Below are 16,186 nucleotides of genomic sequence, written 5' to 3' on the forward strand. Positions count from 1 at the left end.
CCGTCAAAAGATATTTGCTAAATAACAGCAGATATTTTTTATAGAGAATTACGAGTACGTACTCGTAAAGAAAAAATTGCATAAATGAGAAGAAATGACATACTTGAGGAGGAAATATCATGGAAGAACTGAAAATCGGTCTGGTAGGCACGGGCGCAATCGGCCGCACGCACATTGAGCGTATCAACAACACCCTGCAGGGTGCAAAGGTAGTCGGCTGCGCGGACGCAAATGTTGATTTCTGCAAGTCGGTTGCCGAGAAGTACGCCATCAAGGCTTGGGAGAGCGGCGAGGAGATGATCGCTTCGGACGAAATCGACGCCGTTGTTGTTACCACGCTCGATCCGTTTCACGAGCAGTACGTCATGGCGGCAATCAAGGCCGGCAAGTATGTATTCTGCGAAAAGCCGCTCGCACCCGAGGCGGATGCCTGCAAGCGCATCGTAGAGGCCGAGATGGCCGCCGGCAAGCAGCTGGTTCAGGTCGGCTTCATGCGCCGCTATGACCCGGGCTACAATCAGCTTAAGAAAGCTATCGATTCCGGCAAGTACGGCCTGCCGCTCATGCTGCACTGCGTACACCGCAACTATGACGCACCGGGCTTTACCACCTCTATGCCGGTTGAGAACTCCATGATCCACGAAATCGACGTTCTGCGCTGGCTGCTCGGTGAAAACTACAAGACTGCCGAGGTCGTATTCCCCAAGACTACCCGCAACGCGGAAGGCGAGCTGCGCGACCCGCAGATCATGTATCTGACCACCGAATCCGGCGTGCGCATTGATGTAGAATCCTTCGTAAACTGCCGCTACGGCTATGACGTCCGCTGCGAGGTCGTCTGCGAGGAGGGCTGCATCAACCTGCCCGAGCCGGCAAACGCCATGATCCGCACCAACGATTCCCGCGTAACGCCCATCTGCCACGACTGGTCCGAGCGCTTTCCGGAAGCATACAACATCGAATTCCAGTCCTGGATCAACGCTTGCAAGGAGGGCCGCGTAGACGGTCCGTCCGCGTGGGACGGCTATACCGCACAGGTAACTGCAAAGGCCGCTTCCAAGGCGCGTGACACCCAGTCCGTTGTTGAAATCAAGTATGACGCAATGCCGGACTTCTATAAGAAATAACTTATCTTCTCTTTTTATTTTCTACTTCTCTTTCGCGTGCCGCGGTGCATCGGACGCCGTGGCACGAGCGAAGACCACTCTGAAAGGATATGCAAAATGAGATTCTGCTTAAATACCGACTGTCTCGGCTACATGCCGTTTGAAGAAATGCTTGATACCGTTGCGGAGCTCGGCTACGAGTCCATCGAAATCGCCTGCGGCAACTGGTCCAAAGCGCCGCATATTGACCTCGATGCCATGCTTGAGAGCGAGCAAACCCGCAAAAGCTTTATGGACGCTATCGCAAAGCGCGGACTGGTGCTTGAGGTGCTCAACTGCTCGGGCAACCAGCTCGCACCGAACGAGGAGGGCAAGCTGCATCATGAGGTAGTCGAAAAGACCTTTAAGCTGGCAGGTCTGCTCGGCGTCAAGAAAATCGTTATGATGAGCGGCTGCCCCGGCGGTTCGGCGGAGGATCACACCCCGAACTGGATCGTAACGAGCTGGCCGCCGATCACCACCAAGATTCTCAACTGGCAGTGGGAAGAGGTGCTCATTCCGTACTGGAAGAAAACCGTCGAGTTGGCAAAGACCAACGGCATCGAGAAGATCGCACTCGAGAATCACGGCTGTCAGATGGTCTACAATCCGGAAACGCTCATTCGTCTGCGTGACGCAGTCGGCCCGATGGTCGGCATGAACCTAGATCCGAGCCATCTGATGTGGATGGGCGGCGATCCGGTAACGGCTGTTCATAAGCTCGGCGCGGACCGCATTTACCATGTACACGCCAAGGACGTCCGCATCGAACGCAACTATATCGGTCCGGACGGCGTACTCGACACCAAGACCATCGACCAGTTCGCAAAGCGCACCTGGAACTATGTTGCGCTCGGCCACGGCCATGATGTCAGCTGGTGGAAGGAATTCCTGTCCTGCCTGAGCATGGAGGGCTATGACGGCCCGATCAGCCAGGAGATGGAGGATCTGACTATGCCGGCACTGACCGGACTGAAAAAGTCCACCACCGTACTCAAGGAAGCAATGCCCTGCGATCTGTAAAAAGTAACGCTTCGGCGCTATTGAATAAAAAAGAGGGACCCCTGAAGAGAAAAACGAGAGGAAAGAAAGGACAATTATCATGAAAAAGAGACTGTTAGCGATGACTCTGGCAAGCGCACTGTGCGCAGGTATGCTGGCGGGCTGCGGCAGCGGCACCTCTGCGAGCGACAACGGCGGCTCCTCCGCAGACAGCGGCAGCAGCGGTAACGCATACAACATCTCGGTTATCGTAAAGCTGACCGACGGCCACTTCAACAAGGTTATGGCAGGTGCAAAGGCATACGCCGATGAGCACGACAACGTAAACGTAGATATCCAGTCTCCGACGTCGGCAACGTCCTACGATGAGCAGGTCAACATGATCGAGACCTCGCTCGGCAACCCGAGCATTGACGCGCTGGTACTGGCTCCGCTGCAGTCGAATTCTGCTTCCACGCTGGTTGCGAACACCGATAAGGTTGTAATCGCACTCGATACCGACTTTACCTCGGACAAGAAGCTCGCGTTTGTCGGCACCGGCAACAAGGACGCTGCCAAGAGCGGCGGCACGGCAGCCGTAGAAGCCGCCAAGGCGAACGGTGTTGACAAGCCGACTGTCCTTATCGTTACCGGCGTACAGGGCGACGAGACGCACGAAGCACGTCTGGCCGGCTACAAGGAAGGCGTTGAGGAAGCCGGCGGCGAGGTCATTGAGGTGCAGTACTGCGACGGTCTGGCTGAGAAGGCTGCAACCGCAATGGAATCCGTTATGCAGATGTATCCGGACGGCATTGATGTTGTTCTTTCCTCCAACGATGACATGGCAATGAGCGTTGTTAAGATCATCAAGGACTCCGGCAACGCCAAGTATGCTGACACCATCGTGTGCGGCTTTGACGGCAATACCTCCGCTATCTCCGCCATCAAGGACGGTACGCTCGGCATGGATATCGCCCAGCTCGGCTACGACATGGGCTATAAGGCAGTGGAAGCTGCGGTAAAGGCGCTGGAAGGCGAACAGGTTGATTCCTTTATTGATTCCGGTTCCAAGGTCGTTGACTCCACCAACTGCGATGAGTACATCGACGACATGAAGGCTAAGGGTCTGTGGGAGTAATTCGCAGACCGGCTGCACGCTGTTAAATCTCTTTTTCCTTTGGAAAAACGGTCGGGTCTGACGCTCCAACGTTCCCAATCGTACCGCCTCGGGCGGCGGTATTTGCCCAAGGGTGATAATGCTGAAACACACAGCGCACGGAACGAAGGTTCTGTGCGCTGTTTCGGTTCTTTGCTTGCAAAGCGGACACAAACAAAAAGTATCCACAGCCTGTGGATACTTTTGCGGCCGCACATCATATTATAAAAAAGGAATCAGCCGGTCGGCTGATTCCTTTTTGCTCAATATCCCGTTTTAAGCAGTTTTCGTGCAGCCGCAAACGCCCTTTCTTCGCCCTCGTCGCGCAGAATACGCAGCAGGGATTCCAGCGCGGCGGCGGTATCCGGATGGATGATATAGTGATCGACCGAGTGTGCATAGTAATCATACGGATCGCTGTCGCGGTAGGCAGCACCGCGATAGGTCTTGCTGGCGGCTACGCGGTCACAGAACATCTCTATTACATATTGAATGGGCATTTTCATGCCGCACATACCGGAGCCGTCGGCGGCGTAGTCGATCCAGTACTCCAGATGATGCTTATTCCGGCCCTTATGATGCAGCCATGCTGCGCTGTAGCCCTTTTCGCGGCGTTCGATCTCGTTCGGGCTGCGGTTGCCCTGATAATATTTTGCACCGGCGGAAAACTCCACCGGACTGAACTTGCTCAAATCGTGCGTCAGTCCCTGCCAGTATAATCCAACGCGCCAGCAGTGCCGGAGAACCAGAAAACGATGGTGCTGCACCGTGCGCAGATGTGAAAGCCATTTCATGGCATGCGCCCTCCTTTTTTCGGACTGATAGTATTCTACCATGCTGTGCGGAAAAAGAAAAGCAAAAAACAAGGTGCAATGTGTGTCACAGGGAACTCGCGCTTTACGTTTTTTGCGCATTGTGATAAACTATAGCAGTTCAGACAGATACTGCAGCAGGTGCATGCATACAGCACACAAATACCATTATCAATTTCATTTGCCATGCGGCAGTATGCCCGCGTAAAATTTCCGCGCTCTTTACGCGCGGTGCACGCTGCTTTAATTGTGCGGTGTTGCCTTATAGGAATGGAAAAAGAAAAATTCCGTGCATATGGGAAAATACATAGAATCGGATGAATTTGTTTACATACTATCATGAGGAAAAGAGGAAACTATGAAGGTATACAAGCGGCTGATCGCCGGAACGGCGGCTGCGGTCATGCTGGCGCTGACATGCGGCGGCTGCGGTGCGGAAAAGGAGCCGGTGACGATCACAATCTGGAACTACTATAACGGTGAGCAGCTCGAAGCATTTAACCGGATGGTGCAGAATTTCAACGATACGGTCGGCAAAGAGCAGGGGATCACGGTGGAAAGCGCCAGTCAGGGCAGTGTAAATGATCTGGAGACTAACGTGCTGAACGCTGCAGAAGGCAAGGTCGGTGCGGAAGAACTGCCGAATATCTTCTCCGGCTATGCGGATACCGCCTATGCGCTCGATCAGCAGGGCATGGTCGTGGACCTGAACGACTACCTGACCGAAAGCGAAAAAAGCGAGTACATCGAAGGCTATCTCACCGAGGGTGACTTTGACGGTGATGGCAGCATCAAGATTTTTCCGACCGCAAAGGCTACCGAGGTGCTCTACCTGAACGATACCGACTGGCAGGCGTTTTCGCAGGCGACCGGCACGACCTATGACGATCTTGCGACGGTTGAGGGATTGACCGCAGCAGCCGAGAAATACTATAACTGGACGGACGCACAGACCGAGGCGCCGGATGACGGCCGTGCTCTGTTTGGCAGAGATGCGATGGCAAACTATCTGCTCATCGGTGCAAAGGAGCTTGGCTGCACAATTTTTGACGTACAGAACGGCAAAATGACGCTTGATTTTGATAAAAATGTTATTCGTAAGCTGTGGGACAACTACTACGTGCCGTTTATCAAGGGCTATTTTGAGGCAAACGGCCATTTCCGCAGCGATGACATCAAAACCGGTACGATCCTGTCCTATGTCGGCTCTAGCTCGAGCGCGACCTTCTTTCCGGACAGCGTAATGACCAGTGATGACGACAGCCATTCGATCGAGCTGAAAGTGCTGCCGAATCCGCATTTTGCGGGCTGTGAACCGGTTTCAGTGCAGCAGGGAGCGGGCATGGTTGTTACCAAGGGTGATGAGGCGGAGATCAAGGCGAGCGTAACCTTCCTCAAGTATTTCACCGCACCGGAGAACAACATTCAGTTCTCGATTGGCTCGGGTTATCTGCCGGTCACCCGGGAAGCGAATAAAGAAGAAACGCTGGCTGACAGCGAGGTTGCTATGACACCCGAGGTCAAGTCCGTTCTGCAGATGGCGGTCAAGACGGTAAACGAGAATAAGCTGTACACTACCCGCGCCTTCGAGGGCGGCAAGAACGCGCGCAAGGTGCTGGAATACGCGATGAGTGATCTTGCTGTGGCAGACCGCGACACGGTGAAACAGCGTATTGCAGCCGGACAGAGCGCGGAGCAGGCCGAAGCGGAATTCCTGACAGATGCATATTTTGACAACTGGTATCGGGATACGCTGGCGCAGCTTCAGGCATACGAAGGATAAGAGAAACAGCTCGAGAGATCAGGTTTGAACAGGCGGTGCGGTATGAAGGCTCGCAGTAAGCCAACAGAAAAACGGGAAAGATCGGTCTTTTCCACTATATTTATATCGGTACTGGTCATTCTGGCGGTCGAGGTCACACTGCTGGTCGGCTCCATCGCGGTAAGCCGCGTGCCACAGCAGCTGGACCGGAATGCGGAGGATATTTTAGCCAAACAGGTTGAGAACCGCAGCAGTTATCTGGAGAATTTTCTCGTGCAGGCGCAGAATCTCGGTGATATGCCGAAGCGGATCAACGAGAAAACCGAAGCGCTACTGGCCTCCGGTCAAATCTCAAAGGATACGCTGGGACAGAGCAGTGCTTCGAGCGAGCCGCTGCTTGAAGCGATTGCAGATGATTTGGTGATGCAGCTGCGCAGCTCGTCGGTGACGGGTGTATTCGTTGTGCTCAATACATGCGATCTGGATGCCCGCAAGACCAATGGGCGTCTGCCGGGCATTTATCTGCGCGATCTGGACCCGGATGCGGCGGCTTCCGAGCGCAACGAGGATCTGATGCTGTCGTTTGCACCGGCAGGAATCGTGAAGTCCATGCGTATTTCGACGGACTCCTGCTGGCAGCCCGCGCTGGACTATGAAGAGCTTGGTGATTTTGTGTATCGGCCGTTCAGGACCGCCTATCAGGACGGCGGCAAGCTGATGATGGCGCAGTACGGCCGCTGGACGACCTCGCCGTATGTTCTGCCGGGAGACAAGCGGGAGGCAATCGCATACGCGCAGCCGCTCATCCTACCGGACGGCACGGTGTACGGCGTTGTCGGCGTGGAGCTGCTGTGCAGCTATCTGGAGGAGCAGCTGCCGCTGACCGAACTGCAGAATGACGGCACCGGCGCATACCTGCTCGCCGTAACGACTGATGAAAAGCAGGCCGGCGGCATCCCGCTGCAGCCGGTGACGTTTTCTACGCAGGATCGTTCGCTGAAAAGCGCGCAGAGCATTGTCATGCGGAACAACGGTGCTGCCGGCACCATTGTCGTCAATAAGACAAAATACTTCGCCTGTGCGGAACCGCTGACGCTGTACGACCGCAACGCACCATTTTCGAATGAGCACTGGCTGCTGCTCGGCATTGTGCCCAACAGCACGCTGTATAAAATATCCAACGATATGCAGAGTCTGCTGTTGGTGGCAGTCGTGCTGACGCTGGCCGTCGGTCTGGTATGCAGTTATCTGGTCAGCCGCGGACTGGCGCATCCGATCCGGCAGCTGTCCGACGAGATAGCCGCTATAAAGGATAAGAGAACGGAGATCCCAAAGCTCTCGCGCACCGGCATCCGCGAGTTAGACGGCTTTTCCACCGCAATCACCCAACTCAGTCAGGATATTCTGGATACCTCCACGAAATTCCTGCGTATTATGAACATGGCAAGTATTGAACTCGGCGGCTATGAAATGCGTGAGGACAGCGATAAAGTATTCGTGACCGACAACTTTTTCTCCATGCTCGGCATGCAGGACATCGACCCGAATGATGTGACACGGGAGCAGTTTGAGATGCTGATGGAGAATCTGGTGCTGCAGAATGAGAGCTTCAGTCTGCAGGACGGCGGCTGTGTGCTCACCATTCCGCAAAAGGACGGCAGTGAGCGGTTTGTCATGCTGCGCATCACCGGCGAGGATGAGGTGCAGGTCGGTCTGGTCGAGGATGTGACTGCGACAACACTTGAGCGCCGCCGCATCGAGCATGAGCGCGATTACGATGTGCTGACCGGTCTGTACAACCGCCGGGCCTTTGATGCACGGGCGAAAAAACTGTTCCGTATGCCGGAAAAGCTGGGGCATGCTGCGCTGCTGATGATGGATATGGATAACCTCAAGCATATCAACGACACGTTCGGTCATGACTGGGGCGACCGATATATCAATCTGGCGGGTCAGTGCTTTGCACAGACGCTGCCCCAGAATACCATTTGCGCCCGTATGTCGGGAGATGAATTCATTGTGCTGTTCTATGGTTACGATGAACGAGACGAAATCCGTCAGGTGCTGAACAGGCTTTCCGATGCAATGAAGGAGCGCACGGCACTTCTGCCGAACGGCGACACCATGCGCATCAGCATTTCCGGCGGTATCGCGTGGTATCCGGAGAACGGCAGGGATCTGGCTACGCTCAAAAAGTATGCGGATTTTGCCATGTATCAGGTGAAGCATGAGTCCAAGGGCGAAATGGGTGAATTTGATATCGGTGCCTATAATCAGGAGGTCTACGCAGCACAGCTGAGCAGGGAATTCCTGCAGATGCTGCGTGAGAGCAGTGCAGGCTACCATTTTCAGCCGATCTTCTCAGCGCATACCGGCAGGGTAGAGGCGTATGAGGCGCTGATGCGTGTGAAAATGCCGCTTCTGAGTTCGCCGCTGACCGTGATGAAGCTGGCGCGCGAGATGGACAAGCTGTACGAGGTTGAGCGGCTGACCGCCTTCAAGGCAGCATCCACGTTTGTGATGATGCAGAACAGGGGGCGGCTTCATAGGAACACCAAGCTGTTTCTCAACTCGATTGCCAGCAGCAGCCTGACGGATGAGGATGTTGCGGAATTTAAGGCGCAGTTTGCCGAGCTGCTGAATAATCTGGTTATCGAGATCACCGAGGAAGAGGAGATCGACCGCGAGGCGCTGGAGCGCAAGCGCAGAGCAATGGGCGATCAGGGCGTGTTCGCGCTGGATGATTGGGGCAGCGGTTACAGCAACAGCAACAGTCTGCTCGAGCTGTCGCCGGACTATATCAAGGTGGATATCAACATCATCTGCGATATCGACACCGATGCGGATAAGCAGCAGCTGGTCAAGGATATTGTGGAATACGCACACGGACGCGGCATGAAGATCGTTGCCGAGGGCATTGAGACCGAAGCCGAGCTGCGCAAGGTTATTGAGTTGGGCGTTGATCTGCTGCAGGGATATTTTCTGGCGAAGCCGGCGGCGTCTCCGAGCGAGATCGCGCCGCAGGCGCTGCGCGTGATTCGGTGGATGAATCGGTGAGCGGGTCGCTTGCAAAGCGGGAGAAGCTGCAGTTTCCATCCGCAATTCTCGATGGTTCAACCGGAACGAAAAAATCTTTACAATATGAAAAGTTTCCTCTTGACAAAAGAGCCGATATAGGATAGAATAAACACGTTCGATGTAAAGGCAAAACACTTTACACTTCAGAGGGAGGATCACCATGAAGGCAACACCGCTTGAAATGAGCCTGCTGTTTGACTTCTACGGCGAAACCCTCACCGAGAAGCAGCGCGAGTTGTTTGATCTGTATTACAATGAAGATCTTTCGCTTTCCGAGATCGCCGAGCACGCCGGCATCACCCGTCAGGGTGTGCGCGACAGCATCAAGCGAGCGGAGCACGCCCTTCATGAGATGGAGGACAAGCTCGGTCTGGTGGCCCGATACGGCGACACCGAGCGGTGCGCAGAGGAACTTCAGCACGAGGTTGAGCAGCTGCATGAATTGAACGCCGCACAACTGCACAGTGCCGAGGCGGACGAAATCGTTTCCCGCATGACGGCACTGCTCGAACAGCTCAGGCAGGAGGCTTAACATGGCATTTGAAGGGCTTACCGAAAAAATTTCATCTGCTTTTAAGCACCTGCGCAGCAAGGGAAGGCTGACCGAGTCCGATATCAAGGACGCAATGAAGGAAATCCGCATGGCACTGCTCGAGGCGGACGTCAACTTCAAGGTCGCAAAGGACTTCATCAAGACCGTTACCGAAAAGGCAACGGACGCGGAGATCCTCGAAAGCCTGTCTCCGACCCAACAGGTCATCAAGATCGTAAATGAGGAGCTGGTTTCGCTCTTAGGCGGCCAGACCACTCGTTTGACTATATCGCCGAACCCGCCCACCATCGTGATGATGGCCGGTCTGCAGGGCGCCGGCAAAACCACCAACTGCGCAAAGCTGGCCGCTCTGCTCCGCAAGCAGCAGCAGCGCCGACCGCTGCTCGTAGCCTGTGACGTTTACCGTCCGGCAGCTATCGAACAGTTAAAGGTAGTTGGCAAGCAGCTTAACATCCCCGTTTTTGACGAAGGTCAGGGCGATCCGGTCGAGATCGCAAAGCACGGCATCGACTTTGCCCGCAAGAACGGCTATGATCTGGTTTTCCTCGATACCGCAGGCCGCCTGCACATCGACGAAAAGCTGATGGATGAGCTGAAGAACATCAAAGCAACGGTCAAGCCCACCGAGATCATCCTCGTGGTGGACGCAATGACCGGTCAGGACGCTGTAACGGTCGCACAGACCTTTGACGAGGCCCTCGGTATCGACGGCGTGCTTATGTCCAAGATGGACGGCGACGCACGCGGCGGTGCAGCGCTTTCGGTCAAGGCTGTTACCGGCAAGCCGATCAAGTTCATCGGTACGGGCGAGAAGCTCGGCGATATCGAGCCGTTCCACCCGGACCGTATGGCAAGCCGCATCCTCGGCATGGGCGATGTGCTGACGCTGATCGAAAAGGCGCAGGAGTCCTTCGATCAGAAGCAGGCAGCCGAAACCGCCAAGAAGATGATGGCCGGCAAGCTGACGCTGACCGATTTTTACGATCAGCTGCAGAAAATGAAAAACATGGGCTCGATGGAGGAAATGCTCGGCATGCTGCCGGGTGTGGACGCAAAAGCCCTCGCCGGTGCAAAGATCGACGAAAAGCAGATGGCGCATACCGAAGCCATCATCCAGTCTATGACCCCGAAGGAGAGAGATAATCCCTCCATCATCAACTACTCCCGCAAGAAGCGCATTGCAAACGGCTGCGGATTGTCGGTCGAGCAGGTCAACAAGCTGCTCAAGCAGTTTGAGGCCATGCAGAAGATGACCAAGCAGCTTACCAGCATGGCACGCAGCAAGGGCAAAAAGCGCCGCGGCTTCCCGGGACTGGGCAGCTTCAAGCTGCCGTTTTAATCGCTATTCGTTTGTAAAGTAAATTTACAATAGATAAATTTCTATAACAGGAGGTGAAATTTCAATGGTAAAGATCAGACTGCGTCGCATGGGCGCTAAGAAGACTCCGTTCTACCGCATCGTTGTCGCTGATTCCCGTTACCCGCGTGACGGTCGTTTCATCGAGGAGATCGGCACTTACAATCCGCTGGCAGAGCCGGCTGTTGTCAACGTAAACGCTGACCGCGCTCAGGAGTGGATCAAGAACGGCGCTCAGCCGACCGATACCGTTCGCGGTATCCTGAAGAAGGCCGGTGTGCTGAATTGAGTGAGGTCGTCGAAATGAAAGAGTTACTGACTTATATAGTCGAAAATCTGGTTTCCGATCCGGCTGCGATTGCCATTACTGAGGAGATCGACGGCGATAACATCACCTACTCGCTGCGTGTAGCACCGGGAGATATGGGTCGCGTTATCGGTCGCCACGGCCGCATCGCAAAGGAAATCCGCACACTCATGAAAGCGGCAGGCAATCGCGAGAACAAGCGCGTCACAGTTGATATTCTCGACTGAGCCTGCGCGGATCGCGCCGAAGTGTTAATCACTTCAACTTGAATGAAGAGCCGGTGCCGTCAGGCGCTGGCTTTTTCCGAAAATCGCCGCAGCGCGGCGATTTTTTGTTTTATCTGCACCGATCCAGCGGGGTGTACGAACTGCGTAAGCGTGTTCGTCCCTAACGGGCGGGGTGTTTTTCGCTGAACCTCAGCGAGGAGTGGCGCCGCCTGCGGGCGGCGAGGACGCTGCGGCTGCGCGCCGCGGGCGCACAAGAGGGTAGACAACCTGCGGTTTTCCACCCTCTGATTTTCTCCCCTTTTCCCTTAGAGAGCACGGCGACAATCAGAGAACTGAGACTATCGGGGAACGGCAGAGGATTTTTCCTTCCGTGTCTTTCTCAACCGTTTTGCAGTGCCAGATACCGGACTGCTACACAGGCGGGTTCATTAGCGCTGGGTGCGGCATAACAGTGCCGCACAAACTCTTAACGTGTTGTGTTGGAAGGCACCTACGCAGTTCAGTGGTGGTGAATGCCTAAATTCGCAGGTGCCGTGCGTAGTAACGGGCTAAAGAATTGCGCGACCCGTCCGCAGACGGTGAAATCCCCGACAGATAAACGAATCACCATCAATCAAACATCGCAGAAATAAAAACGCTCACAGGCAGGAGGAAAGAACGAATATGCCGAAGAAATTTTTAGAGGCCGGCAAGATCGTCGGCACGCACGGCGTGCGCGGCGACCTGAAGGTGCAGAGCTGGTGCGACAGCCCTGAGGTGCTGTGTGACTTTGACACGCTCTATCTGGACGAAAAAACGCCTGTGACCGTCGAAAAGGCGCAGGTTCACAAGAATGTTGTGCTCATGCACATCAAGGGAATTGATACGGTCGAAGCCGCCGAGGCGATGCGCAACAAGGTGCTCCACCTCGACCGCGAGGACGTAGAGCTGCCCGAGGATCTCGTGTTCATTCAGGATATTCTGGGCTTCAAGGTGTTCGATCTGCGCGTTGACCGCGTAATCGGCCGCATCCGCGATGTGCTGACCAGTAATCCGGCGCATGATATGTACGAAATCGCCGGTGAGGACGGCCGCCTGATCTACATTCCGGCCATCAAGCCGTTCCTCAAGGAGATCGATATGGAAGCCGGCGTGATCTACGTTGAGAGCATCGAGGGCCTGATCGAATGAAAATCGACATTATGACGCTGTTTCCGGAGATGATCAACGCGGTTATGCGCGAAAGCATCATCGGACGCGCACAGGACAAGGGTGTTGTCGAGGTCAAGGCAACCAACATCCGCGATTATGCGCTTGACAAGCACCACAAGGCGGATGACGCGCCCTATGGCGGCGGACGCGGACAGGTCATGCTGGCTGAGCCGCTGTATCTGTGCCATCAGGCGCTGAGTGCCGGTGAGCATGTGCACACGGTGTTCCTCTCTGCACAGGGACAGCCGTTTAACCAGCAGAAAGCGCGTGAGCTGCTCGCAAAGGAGCACTTTATTCTGGTCTGCGGCCATTATGAGGGCATTGACCAGCGCTTTATTGACGAGTGCGTGGACGAGGAGATCTCCATCGGCGACTTTGTGCTGACCGGCGGGGAGATTCCTGCGATGGCTGTCGCGGACGCGGTATGCCGCATGGTGCCGGGCGTTCTGCCGGACGAGGAAGCGTTCACGGCGGAAAGCCACTGGGACGGTCTGCTCGAGCATCCGCAGTACACCCGCCCGGAAAACTGGCGCGGCAGAGAAGTGCCGGAGGTGCTGCTCTCCGGGCACCATGCCAATATTGAAGCATGGAGACGCGAAATGAGCCTGCGCCGCACGAAAAAGGATCGGCCCGACCTGTTTGCACGGTTTGAGCCGCAGAATAAGCGGGATAAAAAGATTCTCGATAAAATTCACAGCGATGAGCGGTAAAAAGAACCCTTCGGGGTTCTTTTTTGTTGTGCAAACGCGAAAAGAGAGCCTGCTTACACAGACTCTCTTTCCGGACAGCTCCAAAAGGAAAATTATGCGTTTGTATCATTGGACTGCTCGAGTGCGGCCTGTTCGTCCGCAAGAGCAGCTTCGCGCTTTTTCTCCAGACGCGAGCCGATAAAATAGCCGACAGCGGCCACAACGACCGCCCAGACGGTTGTGCTCGGGGATTTCGCCAGAATATCGCCCAGACCGGTACCCTGCATCTTCTCACTGAGAATACCGACCAGTCCGCACAGGATATAGCCGACAGCGGCGCCCAGACAGGTCAGCTGGAACACATGGCGCTTCATGCCGAAGATCTTCACATCGGCAGGATCAATATCTTCTTCTTCCTCTTCTGGTTCCGCATCGAGGATGGCGGGTGCATTTTCGTCCTGCGCAGCGGGCAGGGTATCTTCGGCTGCGGCAGGCAGGGTTTCCTGCTCCTGCACATCGGAAACCGCCTGTTCTTCGTCCAGCGGCTGCTGGTTTTCGCTCATAGTGAGCACTTCCTCTCTTTTCCGGAGAAACGGCGATGGGTCACATCATATTGTTATTGCGCGTGCTCTCGGACGGAATGATGATCGCGGCGATAATATACGCCAGGATACCCGAACCGCCGAGGAAGCATACAAGCGCCCATGCCAGACGGATCAAAGTCGGGTCGAGATCAAAATATTCCGCGATGCCGGCACAGACACCGCACAGCATGCGGTTGGATTCACTGCGATACAATTTCTTGCCATTCATCGTAAAGTCTCCTTTTCTTTTATCATACGTTGTTTTGTGGATTTCGTCAAGTTACAGTTCAGACAGGGGCATCGGCGTTAGCGAGTGTGACTTGGGAAAGCAGGCTGATCTGGCCGGAGCCGGACACCGTGGCAGTTACGCTGCGGGGGAAGTCCAAACGATAGGAACCCGTTTCGGTATTATAGCTGTTGTCATACTGTGCAGTGCCGCTGCCGTCCTCGTTGATTTGAACCAGCGGCGTGCCGTTCATCGTGACTGTACCCCAGTTGGTGCCGGCTTGCACATGGTACTGGTCTGCCGGTTCGGGCAGAAGTGCAGACAGGCGGCCGTCAGTTGCTGCAAGGGTGATGTTGTTTGCATCCAGCTCACCGGCGATGAGCGTACCGTTTCCGGCGGACAGTTCGATGGTTTCCGCGCGCAGACGGTCGCTGATGGTCACATTTGCCTGATGGTCGCAGGAAATGTGAACCTGCAGATAACTTGCGTTGTCAGGCAGGGTGATCGTGACCGGTTCATCGTTCGCCCAGAGTGAAGCGGTCCATCGTATACCGTTTACCTGCGTGTCTCCGAAATTAGCGCTTGCGCTGACGGCAAAGTCCGAACCATTCTCGATAGTAAAATTGCCGCCTTTAAGCGTCAGGTCGATGCGGGAGATATGATCGACCGACTGGATAGGCATATCGCCGTGCTTAATAGCGTTCTGACGGGTCTCAAGGTAATCCTGCACCCAACCGGTGTCGTAATCGCTGTCGATTTCATCATCCGGAGAAACATAATGATCGCGGATATTCTCAACCGTATCGGAAAAATCGCGTGCGGCATCGCTGAACGGGTGCAGCGCACCATCGTAGTACACGCTGTAAAACTGTCCGCCGAGTACATGACCGACCGTTGTCAGTCCCAGACCGAGCACCAGCACGGCAGTGCAGGCAATAATGAGCTTTTTCATACATTTCCACCTCCTGTACGGCGGCATCTGTTGCGAATCCAGTTAAACGGCGCACGCAGCACGGCGACAAAGGCGCGGAACACCGGCGGCACAAACAGAATGCTCAGCTTGATGGACAGCAGTCCGAGCAGGATACCGGCGGCAAAGGCAGCCAGTCCGTTGCCGAGCGTAACGAGCGCGTTCGCCGGTGTCGCCCACAGTGTGCAGGACAGCAAGGCAAGGACCGCTCCGCCGCAAATCAGCGCAAGCGGAATGCCGTACAGAATGAGCAGTACAGCGAAAATCACCGCGAGCACGGTCACAACGATCGCCAGAAGCACGCCAAGCACGGTTGCACCTGCGCCGAATACGAGCGGCAATCCAATCGGGATGGCGAGCAGCACCAGCACAATCAGCAGCAGCGGACTGATGCCGCGCCAGCGGCGCTTCTCTTTTATCGGCTGTGCATGCGGTACAGCGGTCAGTTCGCGGTAGTCCGCAAGAATCTGCGCCGCAACTTTTGCCGGCTCGCCGAGTTCCTCGATGGCCTTCGCCTCGTTTTCCGGGCCTGCGTCATCAAAATATTCTTCGTAATAGCGCAGAGCGTTCGCGCGTTCCTCCTCCGGCAAAACCGAAAGCGCACGCCGCAGCGCTGCCATGTAATCTGCTCTGTTCATTCGTTCACCCCTCCAAAAAAGATCGTGTCGATCCCGCTGCGGTAGTTCTGCCAGTCGATGCGGTGCTGCCGCAGAGCGGCTCTGCCGTGCTCGGTGATCTGGTAGTAGCGGCGGTTGCGGCCCGCATAGGCCTGATCGTAGGTGGTCAGGCAGCCGTCCTTCATCAGCCGCCGAAGTACCGGATACAGCGTAGATTCGGAAATATCCAGTACCTTTTGCACGTCCTGCGTGATACGGTAGCCGTAGGTGCTTTCTCGCTCGACTACGGCAAGCACGATGCCGTCCAGCAGGGAGGACGAGATGGGATAGGACATATGGAATCCTCCTCTCCTGTGTTTCTAATAATATTATATGGAATATAATATAGTCCGTCAACAGGTATATCAAAAATAACTATGAAGGAATTGTAAATTTTGTGGGATCAGTGCAGGAAAAACACTGTTTTCGCATTGTATTCGCCGGAAAGATAGCGTATAATGGTATCTGTATAAGTATGGGCAGAGGAAACGA

17 protein-coding genes are annotated in these 16,186 nt (G+C 55.0%); 11 read left to right on the forward strand and 6 right to left on the reverse strand.

The window, feature by feature from the left end; translation table 11 throughout:
- Nucleotides 1-119: 119 nt before the first annotated feature.
- The 3 genes from DWZ82_RS11205 to DWZ82_RS11215 all read left to right on the forward strand — a co-directional run bounded on the left by DWZ82_RS11205 (nt 120) and on the right by DWZ82_RS11215 (nt 3,264).
- Entirely contained in the window at nt 120-1,127 is a 1,008-nt protein-coding gene (locus tag DWZ82_RS11205) for a Gfo/Idh/MocA family protein (RefSeq protein ID WP_118480895.1), read from the forward strand.
- 96 nt (nt 1,128-1,223) lie between these two features.
- A complete protein-coding gene (locus tag DWZ82_RS11210) occupies nt 1,224-2,168 on the forward strand; it encodes a sugar phosphate isomerase/epimerase family protein (RefSeq protein WP_118480897.1) in 945 nt (314 codons plus the stop codon).
- A gap of 79 nt (nt 2,169-2,247) precedes the next feature.
- Nucleotides 2,248-3,264: a sugar ABC transporter substrate-binding protein gene (locus tag DWZ82_RS11215; protein WP_118480899.1), complete on the forward strand. Its 1,017-nt coding sequence runs from the start codon at nt 2,248-2,250 to the stop codon at nt 3,262-3,264.
- A 281-nt stretch (nt 3,265-3,545) separates the two neighbouring features.
- Here DWZ82_RS11215 and DWZ82_RS11220 read toward each other — a convergent pair whose 3' ends face one another.
- Complete coding sequence (locus tag DWZ82_RS11220) at nt 3,546-4,076, reverse strand: DUF5662 family protein (RefSeq protein ID WP_110435976.1); 531 nt, start codon at nt 4,074-4,076, stop codon at nt 3,546-3,548.
- A gap of 376 nt (nt 4,077-4,452) precedes the next feature.
- Here DWZ82_RS11220 and DWZ82_RS11225 point away from each other — a divergent pair, with 376 nt between their 5' ends.
- From DWZ82_RS11225 to trmD, 8 genes are all read left to right on the forward strand, one after another.
- On the forward strand, nt 4,453-5,877 hold the full coding sequence (locus DWZ82_RS11225) for an extracellular solute-binding protein (RefSeq protein WP_118480901.1): 1,425 nt from the start codon (nt 4,453-4,455) through the stop codon (nt 5,875-5,877).
- 42 nt (nt 5,878-5,919) lie between these two features.
- Nucleotides 5,920-8,913, forward strand: coding sequence for an EAL domain-containing protein (locus DWZ82_RS11230; protein WP_118480903.1), 2,994 nt, complete (start codon nt 5,920-5,922; stop codon nt 8,911-8,913).
- A gap of 181 nt (nt 8,914-9,094) precedes the next feature.
- Complete coding sequence (ylxM, locus tag DWZ82_RS11235; RefSeq protein WP_110435979.1) at nt 9,095-9,466, forward strand: YlxM family DNA-binding protein; 372 nt, start codon at nt 9,095-9,097, stop codon at nt 9,464-9,466.
- A 1-nt stretch (nt 9,467) separates the two neighbouring features.
- Nucleotides 9,468-10,826: a signal recognition particle protein gene (ffh, locus tag DWZ82_RS11240; protein WP_118480905.1), complete on the forward strand. Its 1,359-nt coding sequence runs from the start codon at nt 9,468-9,470 to the stop codon at nt 10,824-10,826.
- Nucleotides 10,827-10,890: 64 nt separating this feature from the next.
- A complete protein-coding gene (rpsP, locus tag DWZ82_RS11245) occupies nt 10,891-11,133 on the forward strand; it encodes a 30S ribosomal protein S16 (protein WP_110435981.1) in 243 nt (80 codons plus the stop codon).
- Between the two features lie 14 nt (nt 11,134-11,147).
- Nucleotides 11,148-11,378, forward strand: a complete 231-nt coding sequence (locus DWZ82_RS11250; protein ID WP_110435982.1) for a KH domain-containing protein — start codon at nt 11,148-11,150, stop codon at nt 11,376-11,378.
- Between the two features lie 663 nt (nt 11,379-12,041).
- Nucleotides 12,042-12,548 (forward strand): ribosome maturation factor RimM, encoded by a 507-nt coding sequence (gene rimM / locus DWZ82_RS11255; RefSeq protein ID WP_116705292.1) that lies wholly within the window; start codon nt 12,042-12,044, stop codon nt 12,546-12,548.
- A complete protein-coding gene (trmD, locus tag DWZ82_RS11260; protein ID WP_118480907.1) occupies nt 12,545-13,279 on the forward strand; it encodes a tRNA (guanosine(37)-N1)-methyltransferase TrmD in 735 nt (244 codons plus the stop codon). The genes rimM and trmD overlap by 4 nt, the downstream gene beginning before the upstream one ends.
- A 92-nt stretch (nt 13,280-13,371) precedes the next feature.
- Here trmD and DWZ82_RS11265 read toward each other — a convergent pair whose 3' ends face one another.
- The 5 genes from DWZ82_RS11265 to DWZ82_RS11285 are packed head-to-tail and all read right to left on the reverse strand — an operon-like array spanning nt 13,372 to nt 15,990.
- Complete coding sequence (locus DWZ82_RS11265; protein WP_118480909.1) at nt 13,372-13,821, reverse strand: hypothetical protein; 450 nt, start codon at nt 13,819-13,821, stop codon at nt 13,372-13,374.
- 40 nt (nt 13,822-13,861) lie between these two features.
- A complete protein-coding gene (locus DWZ82_RS11270) occupies nt 13,862-14,071 on the reverse strand; it encodes a PspC domain-containing protein (RefSeq protein WP_110435986.1) in 210 nt (69 codons plus the stop codon).
- A gap of 58 nt (nt 14,072-14,129) precedes the next feature.
- Nucleotides 14,130-15,020 (reverse strand): DUF4097 family beta strand repeat-containing protein, encoded by an 891-nt coding sequence (locus DWZ82_RS11275; protein ID WP_118480911.1) that lies wholly within the window; start codon nt 15,018-15,020, stop codon nt 14,130-14,132.
- A complete protein-coding gene (locus DWZ82_RS11280; RefSeq protein WP_118480913.1) occupies nt 15,017-15,676 on the reverse strand; it encodes a DUF1700 domain-containing protein in 660 nt (219 codons plus the stop codon). The genes DWZ82_RS11275 and DWZ82_RS11280 overlap by 4 nt, the downstream gene beginning before the upstream one ends.
- Nucleotides 15,673-15,990: a PadR family transcriptional regulator gene (locus DWZ82_RS11285; RefSeq protein WP_110435989.1), complete on the reverse strand. Its 318-nt coding sequence runs from the start codon at nt 15,988-15,990 to the stop codon at nt 15,673-15,675. Before DWZ82_RS11285 ends, DWZ82_RS11280 begins: the two co-directional genes overlap by 4 nt.
- Nucleotides 15,991-16,186 lie beyond the last annotated feature (196 nt).

This window comes from Butyricicoccus sp. AF35-5AC (assembly GCF_003477715.1).
Classification (GTDB): domain Bacteria; phylum Bacillota; class Clostridia; order Oscillospirales; family Butyricicoccaceae; genus Agathobaculum; species Agathobaculum butyriciproducens.

What these genes read in the sequence shown, in the direction of transcription:
- DWZ82_RS11205 (WP_118480895.1), top strand. Translation starts at nt 120, where the DNA reads ATGGAAGAACTGAAAATCGGTCTGGTAGGCACGGGCGCAATCGGCCGC.
- DWZ82_RS11210 (WP_118480897.1), top strand. Translation starts at nt 1,224, where the DNA reads ATGAGATTCTGCTTAAATACCGACTGTCTCGGCTACATGCCGTTTGAA.
- DWZ82_RS11215 (WP_118480899.1), top strand. Translation starts at nt 2,248, where the DNA reads ATGAAAAAGAGACTGTTAGCGATGACTCTGGCAAGCGCACTGTGCGCA.
- DWZ82_RS11220 (WP_110435976.1), bottom strand. Translation starts at nt 4,076, where the DNA reads ATGAAATGGCTTTCACATCTGCGCACGGTGCAGCACCATCGTTTTCTG.
- DWZ82_RS11225 (WP_118480901.1), top strand. Translation starts at nt 4,453, where the DNA reads ATGAAGGTATACAAGCGGCTGATCGCCGGAACGGCGGCTGCGGTCATG.
- DWZ82_RS11230 (WP_118480903.1), top strand. Translation starts at nt 5,920, where the DNA reads ATGAAGGCTCGCAGTAAGCCAACAGAAAAACGGGAAAGATCGGTCTTT.
- ylxM (WP_110435979.1), top strand. Translation starts at nt 9,095, where the DNA reads ATGAAGGCAACACCGCTTGAAATGAGCCTGCTGTTTGACTTCTACGGC.
- ffh (WP_118480905.1), top strand. Translation starts at nt 9,468, where the DNA reads ATGGCATTTGAAGGGCTTACCGAAAAAATTTCATCTGCTTTTAAGCAC.
- rpsP (WP_110435981.1), top strand. Translation starts at nt 10,891, where the DNA reads ATGGTAAAGATCAGACTGCGTCGCATGGGCGCTAAGAAGACTCCGTTC.
- DWZ82_RS11250 (WP_110435982.1), top strand. Translation starts at nt 11,148, where the DNA reads ATGAAAGAGTTACTGACTTATATAGTCGAAAATCTGGTTTCCGATCCG.
- rimM (WP_116705292.1), top strand. Translation starts at nt 12,042, where the DNA reads ATGCCGAAGAAATTTTTAGAGGCCGGCAAGATCGTCGGCACGCACGGC.
- trmD (WP_118480907.1), top strand. Translation starts at nt 12,545, where the DNA reads ATGAAAATCGACATTATGACGCTGTTTCCGGAGATGATCAACGCGGTT.
- DWZ82_RS11265 (WP_118480909.1), bottom strand. Translation starts at nt 13,821, where the DNA reads ATGAGCGAAAACCAGCAGCCGCTGGACGAAGAACAGGCGGTTTCCGAT.
- DWZ82_RS11270 (WP_110435986.1), bottom strand. Translation starts at nt 14,071, where the DNA reads ATGAATGGCAAGAAATTGTATCGCAGTGAATCCAACCGCATGCTGTGC.
- DWZ82_RS11275 (WP_118480911.1), bottom strand. Translation starts at nt 15,020, where the DNA reads ATGAAAAAGCTCATTATTGCCTGCACTGCCGTGCTGGTGCTCGGTCTG.
- DWZ82_RS11280 (WP_118480913.1), bottom strand. Translation starts at nt 15,676, where the DNA reads ATGAACAGAGCAGATTACATGGCAGCGCTGCGGCGTGCGCTTTCGGTT.
- DWZ82_RS11285 (WP_110435989.1), bottom strand. Translation starts at nt 15,990, where the DNA reads ATGTCCTATCCCATCTCGTCCTCCCTGCTGGACGGCATCGTGCTTGCC.